Origin of the sequence: Pseudomonas sp. NFACC46-3, assembly GCF_900114515.1 — a bacterium.
In the GTDB taxonomy this organism is placed as follows: domain Bacteria; phylum Pseudomonadota; class Gammaproteobacteria; order Pseudomonadales; family Pseudomonadaceae; genus Aquipseudomonas; species Aquipseudomonas fluorescens_Q.
The window spans coordinates 207,821-221,375 of record NZ_FOTH01000004.1 but is presented as its reverse complement, the minus strand read 5'-3'; the positions used below and the strand labels follow the sequence as shown (position 1 = coordinate 221,375).

Annotated in this window: 12 protein-coding genes; 3 read left to right on the top strand and 9 right to left on the bottom strand. The window is 60.9% G+C overall.

The features are described from left to right. Positions 1-491: 491 nt before the first annotated feature. Positions 492-857 (top strand): DUF6124 family protein, encoded by a 366-nt coding sequence (locus tag BM300_RS07900; protein ID WP_092462466.1) that lies wholly within the window; start codon positions 492-494, stop codon positions 855-857. 62 nt (positions 858-919) lie between these two features. Here BM300_RS07900 and adeC read toward each other — a convergent pair whose 3' ends face one another. From adeC to BM300_RS07885, 3 genes are read right to left on the bottom strand one after another with little or no spacing between them, the layout of a single operon-like run. Continuing rightward, complete coding sequence (gene adeC, locus BM300_RS07895; RefSeq protein WP_092462464.1) at positions 920-2,377, bottom strand: AdeC/AdeK/OprM family multidrug efflux complex outer membrane factor; 1,458 nt, start codon at positions 2,375-2,377, stop codon at positions 920-922. Further along, the gene (emhB, locus tag BM300_RS07890; RefSeq protein WP_092462462.1) at positions 2,374-5,538 is read right to left on the bottom strand and encodes an efflux RND transporter permease subunit EmhB; all 3,165 of its coding nucleotides are present in this window, start codon (positions 5,536-5,538) and stop codon (positions 2,374-2,376) included. The genes adeC and emhB overlap by 4 nt, the downstream gene beginning before the upstream one ends. 3 nt (positions 5,539-5,541) lie before the next feature. After that, entirely contained in the window at positions 5,542-6,699 is a 1,158-nt protein-coding gene (locus tag BM300_RS07885; RefSeq protein ID WP_063322585.1) for an efflux RND transporter periplasmic adaptor subunit, read from the bottom strand. Between the two features lie 261 nt (positions 6,700-6,960). On the opposite strand from BM300_RS07885, the gene BM300_RS07880 reads away from it, so the two are divergent. Next, positions 6,961-7,593, top strand: a complete 633-nt coding sequence (locus BM300_RS07880) for a TetR family transcriptional regulator (RefSeq protein ID WP_063322584.1) — start codon at positions 6,961-6,963, stop codon at positions 7,591-7,593. 199 nt (positions 7,594-7,792) lie between these two features. On the opposite strand, the gene BM300_RS07875 is transcribed toward BM300_RS07880, so the two are convergent. The 4 genes from BM300_RS07875 to BM300_RS07860 form a co-directional block, all read right to left on the bottom strand. Then, positions 7,793-8,419: a hypothetical protein gene (locus BM300_RS07875; protein ID WP_092148731.1), complete on the bottom strand. Its 627-nt coding sequence runs from the start codon at positions 8,417-8,419 to the stop codon at positions 7,793-7,795. A gap of 183 nt (positions 8,420-8,602) precedes the next feature. Next, complete coding sequence (locus BM300_RS07870; protein ID WP_072347067.1) at positions 8,603-9,652, bottom strand: alkene reductase; 1,050 nt, start codon at positions 9,650-9,652, stop codon at positions 8,603-8,605. A gap of 35 nt (positions 9,653-9,687) precedes the next feature. After that, positions 9,688-10,854 carry an MFS transporter gene (locus tag BM300_RS07865; RefSeq protein ID WP_092462461.1) on the bottom strand — a complete coding sequence of 389 codons (1,167 nt, stop codon included), beginning with the start codon at positions 10,852-10,854 and terminating at the stop codon, positions 9,688-9,690. Positions 10,855-10,871: 17 nt separating this feature from the next. Beyond that, positions 10,872-11,174, bottom strand: a complete 303-nt coding sequence (locus BM300_RS07860; protein WP_030138446.1) for an ArsR/SmtB family transcription factor — start codon at positions 11,172-11,174, stop codon at positions 10,872-10,874. Between the two features lie 155 nt (positions 11,175-11,329). Here BM300_RS07860 and BM300_RS07855 point away from each other — a divergent pair, with 155 nt between their 5' ends. Further along, complete coding sequence (locus BM300_RS07855; RefSeq protein ID WP_092148728.1) at positions 11,330-11,914, top strand: acyl carrier protein phosphodiesterase; 585 nt, start codon at positions 11,330-11,332, stop codon at positions 11,912-11,914. A 51-nt stretch (positions 11,915-11,965) separates the two neighbouring features. On the opposite strand, the gene BM300_RS07850 is transcribed toward BM300_RS07855, so the two are convergent. Both BM300_RS07850 and olsB read right to left on the bottom strand, forming a co-directional pair. Then, positions 11,966-12,760, bottom strand: coding sequence for a lysophospholipid acyltransferase family protein (locus BM300_RS07850; protein ID WP_092462459.1), 795 nt, complete (start codon positions 12,758-12,760; stop codon positions 11,966-11,968). Continuing rightward, positions 12,760-13,515 (bottom strand): L-ornithine N(alpha)-acyltransferase, encoded by a 756-nt coding sequence (gene olsB / locus BM300_RS07845; RefSeq protein ID WP_003198679.1) that lies wholly within the window; start codon positions 13,513-13,515, stop codon positions 12,760-12,762. The genes BM300_RS07850 and olsB overlap by 1 nt, the downstream gene beginning before the upstream one ends. Positions 13,516-13,555: the final 40 nt, after the last annotated feature.

Here is a 13,555-nt window from a genome sequence, read left to right as displayed (position 1 = left end):
ATTGCGCAGTGGGCAACCCGGCATGGATGCCGGGTTAGCCGCGCTGGGCCATGGATGGCCCTTCGCGGCGGCCCACGGAGCAATGCCGGAGTGAGGGCACACCGAGCCTAGGCGAGGTGCCGAGTGGTGGGGCAGAAGCGCTTTGGTTACTTTCGCCTGGGCCGGCATTCCGGCTTTTCGAAAGTGACTCGCCGTAAGGGCGAAACCATAAGTAGCCGTTACCACGAAAACGGATATGTACCCAGTCAACAAGAGCAAAGCCAGCTGACAGGCCACCATCGCGAGCAAGCTCGTTCCCACAAGATTTGTGGCCGGTCTGACAGACGAGGCGATTTTTCCGACGAGGTTTTAAGGTTGCTGCTCGGAAGCGGAATCTCTAGCTTGTTTGGGTCGCTGCCAATCCAGCGACCGGGACTGCAAGCCCGTCGACTTCGTTAGGCGCTAGCGCCCGGGCCCACGTCTCGGGCTCCAATTGATGCAGGAGCGCCGTTATGAAAAAACATCATCCTTCTTCGCCATCAGAGAGCACCTTTCCCTACAACGACCCCGATCCAGAAAAGCTCCAAGAGGCCGCAGACCGGGCACTCGATTACCATCTGGGCACCCACCCTGATCCCAAACCCAAAACCTCAACACAAGTCTTCACCGTCATCGATACCATCGACACGGAGTGTCTCCTGGCCAATCTCAGCGAAACCCTGGCCTCGGCCAATGCCATGGTCAGTGACCTGGCGTTAGAGTTGGAGGGCTCGCGGCGGCATGTCGCGTTCGGCGTGGCGCAGATGATCGAGCTGAGTGAACTGTTGGCTAATCGTGCGCTGGATATCGTCGACCCGCGTTCGCCAAGTCGGAGTTGAAGCAGGCACAAACAAAAAAGCCCACCTTTCGGTGGGCTTCATGTTCAGCGTTCAAACATCTATCAGAACAATTTCATCTTCGGCGCTTCTTCTTTCACCGGTTCGTTCTTGCCGGTCTCGGCATTCCAGCCACCGCCCAATGCCTTGTACAGATTGACCTCGCTGGTCAGTTGCGCAAGACGGTCAGTGATCAGCGACTGTTGCGCGCTGAACAACTGGCGTTGGGCGTCGAGGAAGGTCAGGTTGCTGTCGACGCCGATGCGGTAGCGACGCTCGGCCAGGCGGTAGTAGTCCTGGTTGGCGGCGACGAAGTCGGTCTGGGCCTGCAACTGTTCGTTGTAGGTCTGGCGCGCGGCCAGGCCGTCGGAAACTTCCTGGAACGCCGTTTGAATCGACTTCTCGTACTGCGCGACGTTGATGTCTTTCTGGATCTTGGCGTAGTCCAGGCTCGCTCGCAGGCTGCCGGCGTTGAAGATCGGCAGGTTGATTTGCGGCGCGAAAGACCAGGTGCCCGAACCGCCCTTGAACAGGCCGGACAGGTCCGGGCTCAAGGTGCCGGCGTTGGCCGTCAGGCTGATGCTCGGGAAGAACGCGGCCCGCGCGGCGCCGATGCTGGCGTTGGCGGCCAGCAGGTTGCGTTCGGCCTGGAGAATATCCGGACGACGTTGCAGCAGGTCCGACGGCAGCCCGGCCGGCACTTCGCTGAGCAGATCATCGCTCAGCGGTTGCGAGTTCAGGTTGGCCGGCAGGCCAGTGCCGAGCAGCAGGGTCAGGCTGTTTTCGTCCTGTGCGACCTGGCGAGTGTAGCGGGCCAGTTGCACGCGGGCGTTTTCCACGGCGGTGCGCGCCTGGCTCAGGTCCAGGGCCGAGGCCACGCCGACTTCGGCGCTGCGCGAGGTCAGCTTGAAGCTTTGCTCATAGGCCCCGAGGGTGTCCTGGGTCAGCTTGAGCAGTTCCTTGTCGGCTTGCCAGGTCAGGTAGGCATTGGCGACGTTGGCCACCAGACTGATCTGGGTGCTGCGACGGGCTTCTTCGGTGGCGAAGTAGCTTTGCAGCGCTTGCTCGCTCAGGCTGCGAACCCGACCGAACAAGTCCAGTTCATAAGCGCTGATGCCCAAGGTGGCCGAATAGGAGCTGCTGATCGCCGCTTCGCCGGTTTGCGAAGCCCGGGCCGGCAGGCGCTGGCGGCTGCCGGCACCGGTGGCCGAGACCGCCGGGAACAGGTCTGCGCGCTGGATGCGGTATTGCGCGGCATAGGCATCGATGTTCAGCGCCGCGACGCGCAGGTCGCGGTTGTTTTCCAAGGCGACCTGGATCAGCTGTTGCAACGCCGGGTCATGGAAAAACTGTTTCCAGCCTTGCTCGGCGGCGGCCTGGCCGGGTGCATTGGCCGCCTCGTAGGCCGGCCCTTGCGGGTATTGCGCCGTGACCGGTGCTTCGGGCCGCTGATAGTCGGGGATCAGCGAGCAACCGCTGAGCACGACGGCGGCGATGGTCAGGGAGAGTAGCGACTTGCTCATTGGCCAGCCTCTTTGGAAGTTTCAGGAGTGTCGTGCTCGTCGGTATTTTTTCGACGGCCTATCGACGACACGGTCACGAAGAACAATGGCACCCAGAAGATCGCCAGGACGGTGGCGGTCAACATACCGCCGATCACACCGGTACCGATGGCGTGCTGGCTGCCCGAACCTGCACCAGTGGAAATCGCCAGTGGGACCACGCCGAGGACGAACGCCAGGGACGTCATGATGATCGGTCTCAGACGCATCCTACAGGCTTCGATGGCGGCTTCCATCAGCGTGCGGCCCTGCTCGTGAAGTTCCTTGGCGAACTCGACGATCAGGATGGCGTTTTTCGCCGCCAAGCCAATGGTTGTCAACAAGCCCACCTGGAAGTACACGTCGTTGGACAGGCCGCGCAGGCTGGTCGCCATCAGGGCACCGATGATGCCCAGGGGGACCACGAGCATGACCGCGATCGGAATCGACCAACTTTCATACAACGCTGCCAGGCACAAGAACACCATCAGCAGCGACAAGGCGTACAACGCTGGTGCCTGGGAACCCGACAGGCGTTCCTCATAGGACAGGCCCGTCCAGGAAATACCAACACCGGCCGGCAGCTTCTTGGCGATGGTTTCGACTTCGGCCATGGCTTCACCGGTGGAATAACCCGGTGCCGGGGTACCGAGGATCTCCATCGCTTCCACGCCGTTGTAACGCGCCAGTTTCGGCGAGCCGTAGACCCACTCGCCCTTGGCGAACGCAGAGAACGGCACCATGGTCCCGGCGCTGTTGCGCACGTACCACTTCTTCAGGTCCTCGGGGCTCATGCGCGAGTTCGGCTGGCCCTGGACATACACCCGCTTCACCCGGCCACGGTCGATGAAGTCGTTCACATAGTTACTGCCCAGTGCAATCGACAGGGTGTTGTTGATCTCCGAGAGCGTGATGCCCAGCGCGCTGGCCTTCTCGTCATCGATTTCCAACTGGTATTGCGGTTCGTCGTTCAGGCCGTTCGGACGTACCTGGGCCAATATCTTGCTCTGGGAGGCCATGCCCAGGAACTGGTTGCGGGCTTCCATCAGTTTTTCATGGCCGATACCGGCGCGATCCTGCAGGAATACGTCGAAACCGGTGGCGTTACCCAGTTCCATCACCGCTGGCGGTGCGAAGGCGAACACCATTGCGTCGCGGAAAGTGAAGAAGTGTTGCTGGGCGCGGCCCGCGATCTTGAACACGGTGTTATCAGCGTTACGCTCTTCCCAGGGCTTGAGCATGATGAATGCCAGGCCGGAGCTCTGGCCACGACCGGCGAAGTTGAAGCCGGTCACGGTGAACACCGAGGCTACGCCATCACCTTCGCCGCCATCCTTGCTCGGACGCAGCAGGAACTCACGCATCTTGTCCACTACCACCTGGGTACGTTCGGCGCTGGAACCGGCCGGTGTCTGTACCTGGGCAAACAGCACGCCTTGGTCTTCTTCCGGCAGGAACGCCGTCGGGATGCGGGTGAACAGCCAGACCATGCCTACCACGATGATGATGTAGGCCAGCAGGTACGGGGCCTTGTGCTTGAGCATGTTGCCCACGCCCCGTTCGTAGCTTCTGACGCCTCGGTCGAAGGTACGGTTGAACCAGCCGAAGAAGCCGCGTTTCGGCGTGCCGTGCTCACCTTTGGGGATTGGCTTGAGCATGGTGGCGCACAGGGCCGGGGTGAAAATCAGTGCCACCAGTACCGACAGGGCCATGGCCGAGACGATGGTGATGGAGAACTGCTTGTAGATCACACCGGTGGAGCCGCCGAAGAACGCCATCGGCAGCAGTACCGCCGAGAGTACCAGGGCGATACCCACCAGGGCGCCCTGGATCTGCCCCATGGATTTCTTGGTGGCTTCCTTGGGCGACAGGCCTTCTTCGCTCATCACCCGTTCGACGTTTTCCACCACGACGATGGCGTCGTCCACCAGCAAGCCGATGGCCAGCACCATGCCGAACATGGTCAGGGTGTTGATGCTGAAACCGAACGCCGCGAGGATCCCGAAGGTACCGAGCAGTACCACCGGCACGGTCATCGTGGTGATGATGGTGGCGCGGAAGTTCTGCAGGAACAGGAACATTACCAGGAACACCAAGACGATCGCCTCGACCAGGGTTTCAACCACACCCTTGATCGATTCGCTCACCACTGGTGTGGTGTCGTAGGGGAACACCACTTCCAGGCCTTGCGGGAAGAACGGCTTGAGGTCGTCGACGGTCTTGCGCAGGGCCTTGGCCGTGTCGAGGGCGTTGGCGCCAGTCGCCAGCCGCACTGCCAGGCCGGAAGCCGGGGCGCCATTGAACTGGGCGTTGATGCTGTAGTTCTCACCGCCCAAGGCAACATCGGCCACGTCGCCGACACGCACTTGCGAGCCGTCCGGGTTGACCTTGAGCAGGATTGCCTTGAACTGCTCGGCGGTCTGCAAGCGGGTCTTGCCGATAATAGTGGCGTTCAGTTGCTGGCCGGGCATGGCCGGCAGGCCGCCGAGCTGGCCGGAGGCGATCTGGACGTTCTGCGCGGTAATCGCCGTGCTCACATCCACCGGGGTCAGGTTGAAATTGTTCAGCTTGGCCGGGTCGAGCCAGATCCGCATCGCGTATTGGGCGCCGAAGACCTGGAAGTCACCGACACCAGCGGTACGCGAGATCGGGTCCTGCATGTTGGACACGATGTAGTTGGACAGGTCTTCCCGGGTCATGCTGCCGTCGCGCGACACCACGCCGATGACCATCAGGAAGTTTCTCACTGACTTGGTCACGCGGATGCCCTGTTGCTGCACTTCTTGCGGCAGCAGCGGGGTGGCCAGGTTCAGCTTGTTCTGGACCTGGACCTGCGCGGTATCGGAGTTGGTGCCTTGCTCGAAAGTGGCAGTGATGGTCATGCTGCCGTCGGAGTTACTTTCCGACGATACATAACGCAGGTTGTCGATGCCGTTGAGCTGCTGCTCGATCACCTGCACCACGGTGTCCTGCACGGTTTGCGCGGATGCGCCCGGGTAGGTCACCTGGATCGCAATGGCCGGCGGCGCAATGCTCGGGTACTGGTTGATCGGCAACTTGAGGATCGATAGAGCCCCGACCAGCATGATCACCAGGGCAATCACCCAGGCGAAAATCGGACGGTCGATAAAGAATTTCGACATGGTTTACTCCCCTTTGCCGCCGGCGGCTTTATCAGCTGCCTGTGCGGGGGCCGGGTTCTTGGTATCGATGTTAGTGGCTTCGGTGGCTTTGACTTCCACGCCAGGGCGTACGAACTGCAACCCTTCGGTGATCACGCGATCGCCGGCCTTGAGCCCGTCTTCGATCAGCCATTGGCTGCCGACGGTACGGCTGGCCTTGAGTTGACGCAGTTCGACCTTGTTGTCAGCGCCAACGACCAAAGCGGTCGGCGTACCCTTGAGGTCACGGGTCACGCCTTGCTGTGGCGCCAGGATGGCTGCGCTGTTCACACCGGCCTGCAATTGGGCGTGGACGAACATGCCCGGCAGCAGGGTGTGGTCCGGGTTGGGAAACACGGCGCGCAAGGTCACCGAACCGGTGGTCTGGTCAACCGACACTTCGGAAAATTCCAGCTTGCCCTCGTGTGGGTACAGGCTGCCATCTTCCAGGGTCAGCTTGACCATGGCGGCGTTATCGCCGGCCTTTTGCAGACGGCCGCTTTCCAGCTCTCGGCGCAGTTGCAGCAACTCGACCGAACTCTGCGTCACGTCGACGTAGATCGGGTCCAGTTGCTGGATGGTTGCCAGGGCGTCGGTCTGACCATTGCTCACCAGCGCGCCTTCGGTGACCGAGGAACGGCCGATGCGGCCAGAGATGGGCGCGTAGACTTTGGTGTAGCGCACATTGATCTGGGCAGTTTGCAGATTGGCTTCCGACTCCAGGCGGTTGGCCACGGCGGTGTCGTATTCCTGCCGGCTGACGGCCTGCTCGTCCACCAGTTGCTTGTAGCGATCGGCGATCGACTTGGTGGACCGCAGGTTGGCCTCGGCGCTTTTCAGGGTCGCTTCGTACACGGCCGGATCGATCTGGTAGAGCTGCTGGCCGGCCTTGACGTCAGCACCTTCCTTGAACAGGCGCTTGAGAATGATGCCGTTGACCTGTGGCCGTACTTCCGCGACGCGGAACGCGCTGGTGCGCCCTGGAAGCTCCGACGTCAGGGTGAAGGGCTGGGTCTTGAGGGTTACGACGCCGACCTGAGGAGGCGGAGGAGCAGGTGCAGCCTCTTCCTTTTTGCATCCGCTGAGCAGCGATGCCAGGGCGATGGCAGTAACCAGGGCAGTAACAGCTGGCTTGAATTGCATGGAAATCCTCGGGTCCAGGCGCGCAACTGGCGCACTCGAAAGGTGGAAGGTGGAAAAAGAGCAAGATAAGCAATTAGTAGGATGCTAAGAAATATACTTACGTACATGGTTGTTTGTAAACAGCCAAATTGCGTACCATCCGTATTTACAAAAGCCTGACAAAGGCATTCGGAGGTCGGGGACGCGTTTCGAGAAACGCCGCCTCACGTCTAGCTGATCCTTACGCATTGTTGATGCATCCTGATTGAGGTGTTTACTGCCATGGTCCGTCGTACCAAAGAGGAAGCCCTGGAGACTCGCAGCCAGATTCTCGAAGCGGCCGAAAAAGCCTTCTTCGAGCGGGGCGTGGCTCGCACGACGCTGGCCGATATCGCAACCCTGGCCGGTGTGACGCGTGGCGCCATCTATTGGCATTTCAGCAACAAGGCGGACCTGCTCCAGGCCATGCTCGATACCTTGCATGAGCCGCTCGATGACCTGGCCCGCGCCAGTGAGAATGAAGAGGAACTTGACCCGCTGGGCTGTACTCGCAAGCTGTTGGTGCAATTGTTTCAGCAAGTTGCCCTGGACCCGAAGACCCGACGCATTAATGAAATTCTGTTCCATAAGTGCGAATTCACCGATGAAATGTGCGATTTACGCCAGCAGCGGCGCCAGGTCAGTCTCGACTGCAACGTGCGTATCGTGCTGTCGTTGAGCAATGCGATGAAGCGCGGTCAGTTGCCGGATGACCTGGATCCCGAAAGGGCGGCGATTGCCATCCACGGCTACATCGACGGCATCCTCTACCAATGGCTACTGGCGCCCGACAGTTTCGCGCTGGCCGCTGAGGCTGAGCGCTGGGTAGACATCGGGCTGGATATGCTGCGCCTGAGCCCCAGCCTGCGCAAATGAAACAAAATGAGTAGTTTTGTCAGTTTATGTCAATACCTGAGATCCAAAGGTGCTTTTATAAACCGACACAACCGTGGTTGATAGGCAATCGGTGGCAAATTTTGTAGGTGATTTGTTTCGTACTTGTGAAAGACCATAAAAAGTCCATTCGAAAGGACCGCTGGATACCCCGCCAGACGAACCTGCCGGGGCCGCATCTTCAAGTCAGCGTGATCTCCACGGTGAAACCGTAGGGTTCTTCATTTGCCGAGTGAGTGATTCGGGTCGAGCACTTGATGGGTGTCGCGCCGACAGAGATCACCCTGTTTGTCCGGACAGGCGTCAATGTCGATGAAATCACACCGAATGTCGTATTGACGCGCAAGCCGAAGTTGAAGAGGAAGGCAGCGTCGTCGTCGCCAAACATCATGAAGTTCTTGTACATGTCCTTGCTGCGGCTGCCCAGTTGTCTGGAATATATGAAGTCGAGCTTGAAGGCCAGGATGTCCCAAGGACGAATGCTCAAGAAATCTCGTTCATCGTCGTCCAGGTTGATATCGTTTTCACCCACGGGAAACGCCCGCTCGGTATGGTTGATGACTTTTACAATGAGGCGAGTGCGGTTTGGGCGAATGCGCTCCTGCTGCCAGGCTTGAACCTGTTGGTTGGCACCGTCGTTCAGCCTTGCTTGTTTCATCAGGGCGTCGAGGATCTCCGAGTGTTCTTGCGTGTTCAGCGACTCAATGTACTTGTACAGAACATCCAGCGGTGCGTAGTTGAACTGCGCGAGTGTTTTTTCGTAAAACCCATTGTTGTCCTGGTGGCTGTACCCAAGGGTCTTCGTCATGCTTGAATTCCTTTTCAAATGAGGCGTATTAAAGTTTGATCGACGGCGCTGTTTGGCATTGTCGTCAGACTTAATATGAACATTGTCCTGGGCTTTAGGAAGTTTAGATAGTTGACCGAATATTTAAATGCATAAAAAAGCCCTGCTCTTTCGAGGCAGGGCTCTGTTATTTCAGTTACACGATCAAAGTACGGGGTAATCGATGTATCCCACGGGACCTTTTCCATAAAACGTTTCGGGATGAGGCTCGTTCAGTGGGGCATCGGCTTTCAAGCGTGCCGGCAGGTCCGGGTTGGCAATGAACGGCACTCCGAAGGCAACGGCATCGGCCTTGCCCTCGGCCAGCCAGGCATTGGCGCTGTCCTTGGTGAAGCGTTCATTGGCGATGTACGGGCCGCCGAAAGCTTGCTTGAGTTGCGGGCCGATGCTGTCGTCGCCTTCCTTCTCACGGGAGCAGATAAAGGCGATGCCACGCTTGCCCAGTTCCCGGGCCACGTAGCTGAAGGTTTCCAGGCGGTTCTCGTCACCCATGTCATGGGAATCGGCGCGTGGTGCCAGGTGCACGCCCACCCGGCCGGCGCCCCAGACTTCGATGGCCGCGTCGGTCACTTCCAGCAGCAGGCGGGCACGATTTTCCAGGGAGCCGCCGTATTGGTCGGTGCGCTGGTTGGTGCTGCTCTGCAGGAACTGGTCGAGCAGGTAGCCGTTGGCACCGTGGATTTCCACACCGTCGAAGCCGGCGGCCTTGGCGTTCTCGGCGCCGACGCGGTACGCCTCGACGATGTCGGCGATTTCAGCGGTCTCCAGTGCGCGTGGGGTCGGGTAGTCAGCCAGCGGACGCACCAGGCTCACGTGGCCCTTGGGCTGGATCGCGCTGGGCGCCACCGGGGTTTCGCCGTTCAGGTACGACGGGTGGGAGATCCGGCCCACGTGCCACAGTTGCAGGAAGATCTTGCCGCCGGCGCCGTGGATCGCCTTGGTGACGTTGGACCAGCCGCGCACCTGGTCGTTGGACCAGATGCCCGGGGTGTCCGGGTAGCCCACGCCCATCGGCGTGACCGAGGTCGCTTCGCTGAGGATCAGGCCGGCGGAGGCGCGTTGCACGTAGTACTCGGCCATCAGCGCGTTGGGCACGCGGCCCGCGTCGGCGCGGCAGCGAGTGAGTGGAGCCATGATGATGCGGTTCTTCAGCTCGATGTCGCCGAGTTTGATGGGGTCGAAAATAGTCGCCATGAAATACAAACCTCGAAAGTGGAAGGGGTTAGAAGTCAGTGAGTTGCTGGAGCCAGCTCGGCATTGCCGCCCTGGCGGAAGGTGATGAGGGTGACCAGCAGCGCCAGCACGGCCAGCGCGCCGGCGGCCAAGGGCACGGAGGTCAGGCCCAGGCCGTGGTCGATGACGCTGCCGCCGACCCAGGCGCCCAAGGCGTTGCCGATGTTGAAGGCGCCGATGTTCAACGTGGAAACCAGGTTCGGCGCGGCCTTGCCAAAGGTCACCACGTTGACCTGCAGGGCCGGTACGGCGGCGAAGCAGGCGGTGGCCCAGAGGAACAGGGTGATTTCGCTGGGGATCAGCGCCACGCTGGTCCAGCTCAATACGGTGGACACCACGGCCATGGTGAGGAAGACGCCCATCAGCGTGTTCGCCAGGCTCTTGTCCGCCAGCTTGCCGCCGATGATGTTGCCCAGGGTCAGGCCCAGGCCGATCAGCACCAGGGTCCAGGTCACGCCGCGGGGCGATACGCCGGTCACTTCACCCAACAGCGGGGCGACATAGGTGAACAGGGTAAACACCGAGGCGGAGAACAGCGCCGTCATGCTCAGGGACAGCCATAGGCCTGCGCCCTTGAGCGCGACCAGTTCCGAGCGCATGTCGAGTTTTTCTTCATCGCGCTTGGCCGGCAGAAAGCGGATCAGGCCGATCAGCGCAATTACGCCAATGACAGTCACTGCCCAGAAGGTCGAACGCCAGCCGGCTTCCTGGCCCAATGCGGTGCCCAGTGGTACGCCGAGCACGTTGGCCAGGGTCAGGCCGGTGAACATCAGGGCCACGGCCGAAGCACGCTTGTTGGGTGCCACCAGACCGGCGGCCACCACCGAACCGATACCGAAGAACGCGCCGTGGCACAGGGCCGTGACGACCCGGGCAAACATCAGCACGTTGTAGTCGCTGGCGATGGCGCAGAGCAAGTTGCCGATGATGAAAATTCCCATCAACACCACCAGGGCGGCCTTGCGCGGCAACCGGGCGGTGGCCAGGGCCATGAACGGCGCACCGATGGCCACGCCCAGGGCGTAGCCGGTCACCAGCCAGCCGGCGCCAGGAATCGACACGCTCAGGTCGGCCGCCACATCGGGCAACAGGCCCATGATGACGAACTCGGTGGTGCCGATGGCGAAGGCGCTCAGGGCCAGGATCAGGAGTGAGAGGGGCATGATGGGTCCTTGTCGGGTCAGAGCTCTTGGCTCATTTGCTTGAGGAACTGCTGGATCACTTCCTCGTTGCGCTTGAAGAAGTGCCATTGGCCGACCTTCTGGCTGGTGATCAGCCCCGCCCGTTGCAACACCGCCAAGTGCGCAGACACCGTGGATTGCGACAGGCCGCAACGCTGGTCGATCTGTCCGGCGCAAATGCCGAATTCGTGGTTGTGCAACTGCTCGGGGAACTGGACCTTGGGGTCTTTGAGCCAGTTGAGGATGTCTCGCCGTACTGGGTGCGCCAGGGCTTTTATTATTTCGTCGAGGTCAAGGGGCATGGTGGCAGCTCGTGATGAGTAAAACGCTATATCGCGATGGAGCGAACCTTAAATCGTTATTTCGCGATATACAAATATGGATTTGATCTGGAAACCGAACAAATCGCTATATCGGGTTATAACGATATGGACTCGGCGGTGCTAAGCTGCGGGCCATGAACTATCTCGCGCACCTGCACCTCGGCGGCCCTGGCCGGGAACAACTGCTCGGCAGCCTCTACGGCGACTTCGTCAAAGGCCCGCTGCAAGGGCTCTACGACCCACGGATCGAAGCGGCGATTGCCCTGCATCGGCGCATCGACATGTACACCGACCGCCATCCCCTGGTGGACATCGCCCTGTCGCGCTTTTCCACGGTGCGACGGCGCTATGCCGGGATCGTGCTGGACGTGTTTTTCGACCACTGCCTGGCCCGGGACTGGGCGTTGTACGGCGAAGGGCCGCTGGTGGATTTCACTGCCCGGGTGTACCAGGTACTCGGCACCGAACCGCAGCTGCCGGGGCGCCTGGCACAGATCGCGCCGTACATGGCGGCGGATGACTGGCTGGGGTCTTATCGGGAATTCGAAGTGTTGGGGCAGGTGCTGCGCGGTATTTCCCGACGCTTGTCGCGGCCGGAGGAACTGGCCGGGGCGATGAAGGAGTTGATGGAGCTCTATGAGCCGCTGAGCGAAGATTTCCGGCTGTTCTATCCGCAGTTGCAGGATTTTGCGCTGAATCAAACCACGCCGCAGGTCTAATTGTGGGAGCGAGCTTGCTCGCTCCCACAGGGGGCTGCGCAGAGATCCGGATCAGGCCGCAATCGCAGCAGGTCGCATCGGCGCTTGCTGTTTCTCTGGAAGCGCCCCGAACAGCGCCTTGTGCACCGCCTGCTGCGCCTGGAATGCCAGTGCCGCGCGTTCCTGGCCGTGGCAGGCAATCGGTTCCAGCAGATGGATTTCCACCTCACCCCTATCGTTGGCAAACAAACGCATCAAGTGCGACAGCAGATCATCATCGCCAATGAACGGCGCCAGCGAATCCGGTTCACCGTCGCGCAGGTAACGAATCGCCACCGGCTGCAACGCCACATCGGCGTCAATGGCGGCGGACAGCAAGCGCCCGTGGAACGTGCGCAAGGAGCGGCCATCGGTGGTGGTGCCTTCCGGGAACATCAACAGCGGATGGGCCTGTTCCAGATGGCGGCTCATTTGCTTGCGGATCAACTGGCTGTCACCCGAACCGCGTCGGATAAACAGGCTGCCGGCCTTGGCTGCCAGCCATCCGGCCACCGGCCAGGTGCGCACTTCGGCCTTGGACAGGAACGACAGCGGCGTGAGCATGCCCAGCAACGGGATGTCGGTCCAGGACACGTGGTTGCTGACCCACAGCATCGGCTGTTGCGGCAGTTGACCGTGGACGGTGACTGAAAAGGGCAGGGCGCGGCTCAGCCGTGCCATGAAGAACCGCGACCAGCGCTGGCGACGGACCATCGAGTTGGCGATTCCTGCACGTTCGAACAGGCCGAACACGCTGGCCATGCTCAGGCCCAGCGCCACCACCAGCAATACTCGCGCGATTCGCGCGTACACCCGCAGCCGGCTCATCAGACCGCTGCCTTGAAGTGGCGAGCGTAGCGCGGGCAGAGCTCGTCGCGCTTGAGCAGGATGAACACGTCGGCCACCTGGAAATCCTCGTCCCAGCACGGTTCGCCGCAAATCTTCGCGCCCAGGCGCATATAGGCCTTGAGCAGTGGCGGCATCTCGGCGATGACGTTGGAGGGCACGTCCAGGGTCGGCAGCGGTTTTTTCGGCACGGCTTGCAGGTGTTCGGTGCACAGATAGCGTTCGCGCAGGCGCTGCATGATCGCCTGGGCCTGGATACCGCCGTCCTGCATCGGAATGCTCGCGCAGCCCATCAGGTAGCTGTAGCCGCCTTCGTTCAGGACTTCGGCCAGTTCGCCCCAGAGCACCGCGATGGTGCCACCGTTGCGGTAGGCCGGGTCGACGCAGGTACGGCCGATTTCCAGGATCGGACCCTTGAGATGGACCAGGCCGTGGAGGCTGAATTCTTCTTCGCTGTAGAACCGACCCAGGCTGCTGGCGGCCTGGTGGTCGAGCAGGCGCGTGGTGGCCACGAGGCGGCCGGTGTTCAGGTCGCGTACGCCGATGTGGGCGCAGTGAACATCATAGTCATCCATGTCCAGACCCATTTCCGCGCCCTTGAGCTTGGCGTTGAATTCGCCGCTGAAGACGTTGAAACGCAGGGCCTGTGCTTCTTGCAAGGCTTGGGCGCCGATCAGGCGTTCGGCTTGCAGGCGGCGTTCATTGCCGGTGTCGCTGATGCGGGCGATCTGGGTCATAGCGAATCTCCGTGCGGGCTGTTCAGTTGCAGCCAATCGA

Excerpts from the sequence above, each read along its gene's own strand:
- BM300_RS07870 (WP_072347067.1), bottom strand. The coding sequence starts at position 9,652 with ATGGCGACTATTTTCGACCCCATCAAACTCGGCGACATCGAGCTGAAG.
- BM300_RS07900 (WP_092462466.1), top strand. The coding sequence starts at position 492 with ATGAAAAAACATCATCCTTCTTCGCCATCAGAGAGCACCTTTCCCTAC.
- BM300_RS07865 (WP_092462461.1), bottom strand. The coding sequence starts at position 10,854 with ATGCCCCTCTCACTCCTGATCCTGGCCCTGAGCGCCTTCGCCATCGGC.
- BM300_RS07860 (WP_030138446.1), bottom strand. The coding sequence starts at position 11,174 with ATGCCCCTTGACCTCGACGAAATAATAAAAGCCCTGGCGCACCCAGTA.
- BM300_RS07885 (WP_063322585.1), bottom strand. The coding sequence starts at position 6,699 with ATGCAATTCAAGCCAGCTGTTACTGCCCTGGTTACTGCCATCGCCCTG.
- olsB (WP_003198679.1), bottom strand. The coding sequence starts at position 13,515 with ATGACCCAGATCGCCCGCATCAGCGACACCGGCAATGAACGCCGCCTG.
- emhB (WP_092462462.1), bottom strand. The coding sequence starts at position 5,538 with ATGTCGAAATTCTTTATCGACCGTCCGATTTTCGCCTGGGTGATTGCC.
- BM300_RS07855 (WP_092148728.1), top strand. The coding sequence starts at position 11,330 with ATGAACTATCTCGCGCACCTGCACCTCGGCGGCCCTGGCCGGGAACAA.
- BM300_RS07850 (WP_092462459.1), bottom strand. The coding sequence starts at position 12,760 with ATGAGCCGGCTGCGGGTGTACGCGCGAATCGCGCGAGTATTGCTGGTG.
- BM300_RS07875 (WP_092148731.1), bottom strand. The coding sequence starts at position 8,419 with ATGACGAAGACCCTTGGGTACAGCCACCAGGACAACAATGGGTTTTAC.
- BM300_RS07880 (WP_063322584.1), top strand. The coding sequence starts at position 6,961 with ATGGTCCGTCGTACCAAAGAGGAAGCCCTGGAGACTCGCAGCCAGATT.
- adeC (WP_092462464.1), bottom strand. The coding sequence starts at position 2,377 with ATGAGCAAGTCGCTACTCTCCCTGACCATCGCCGCCGTCGTGCTCAGC.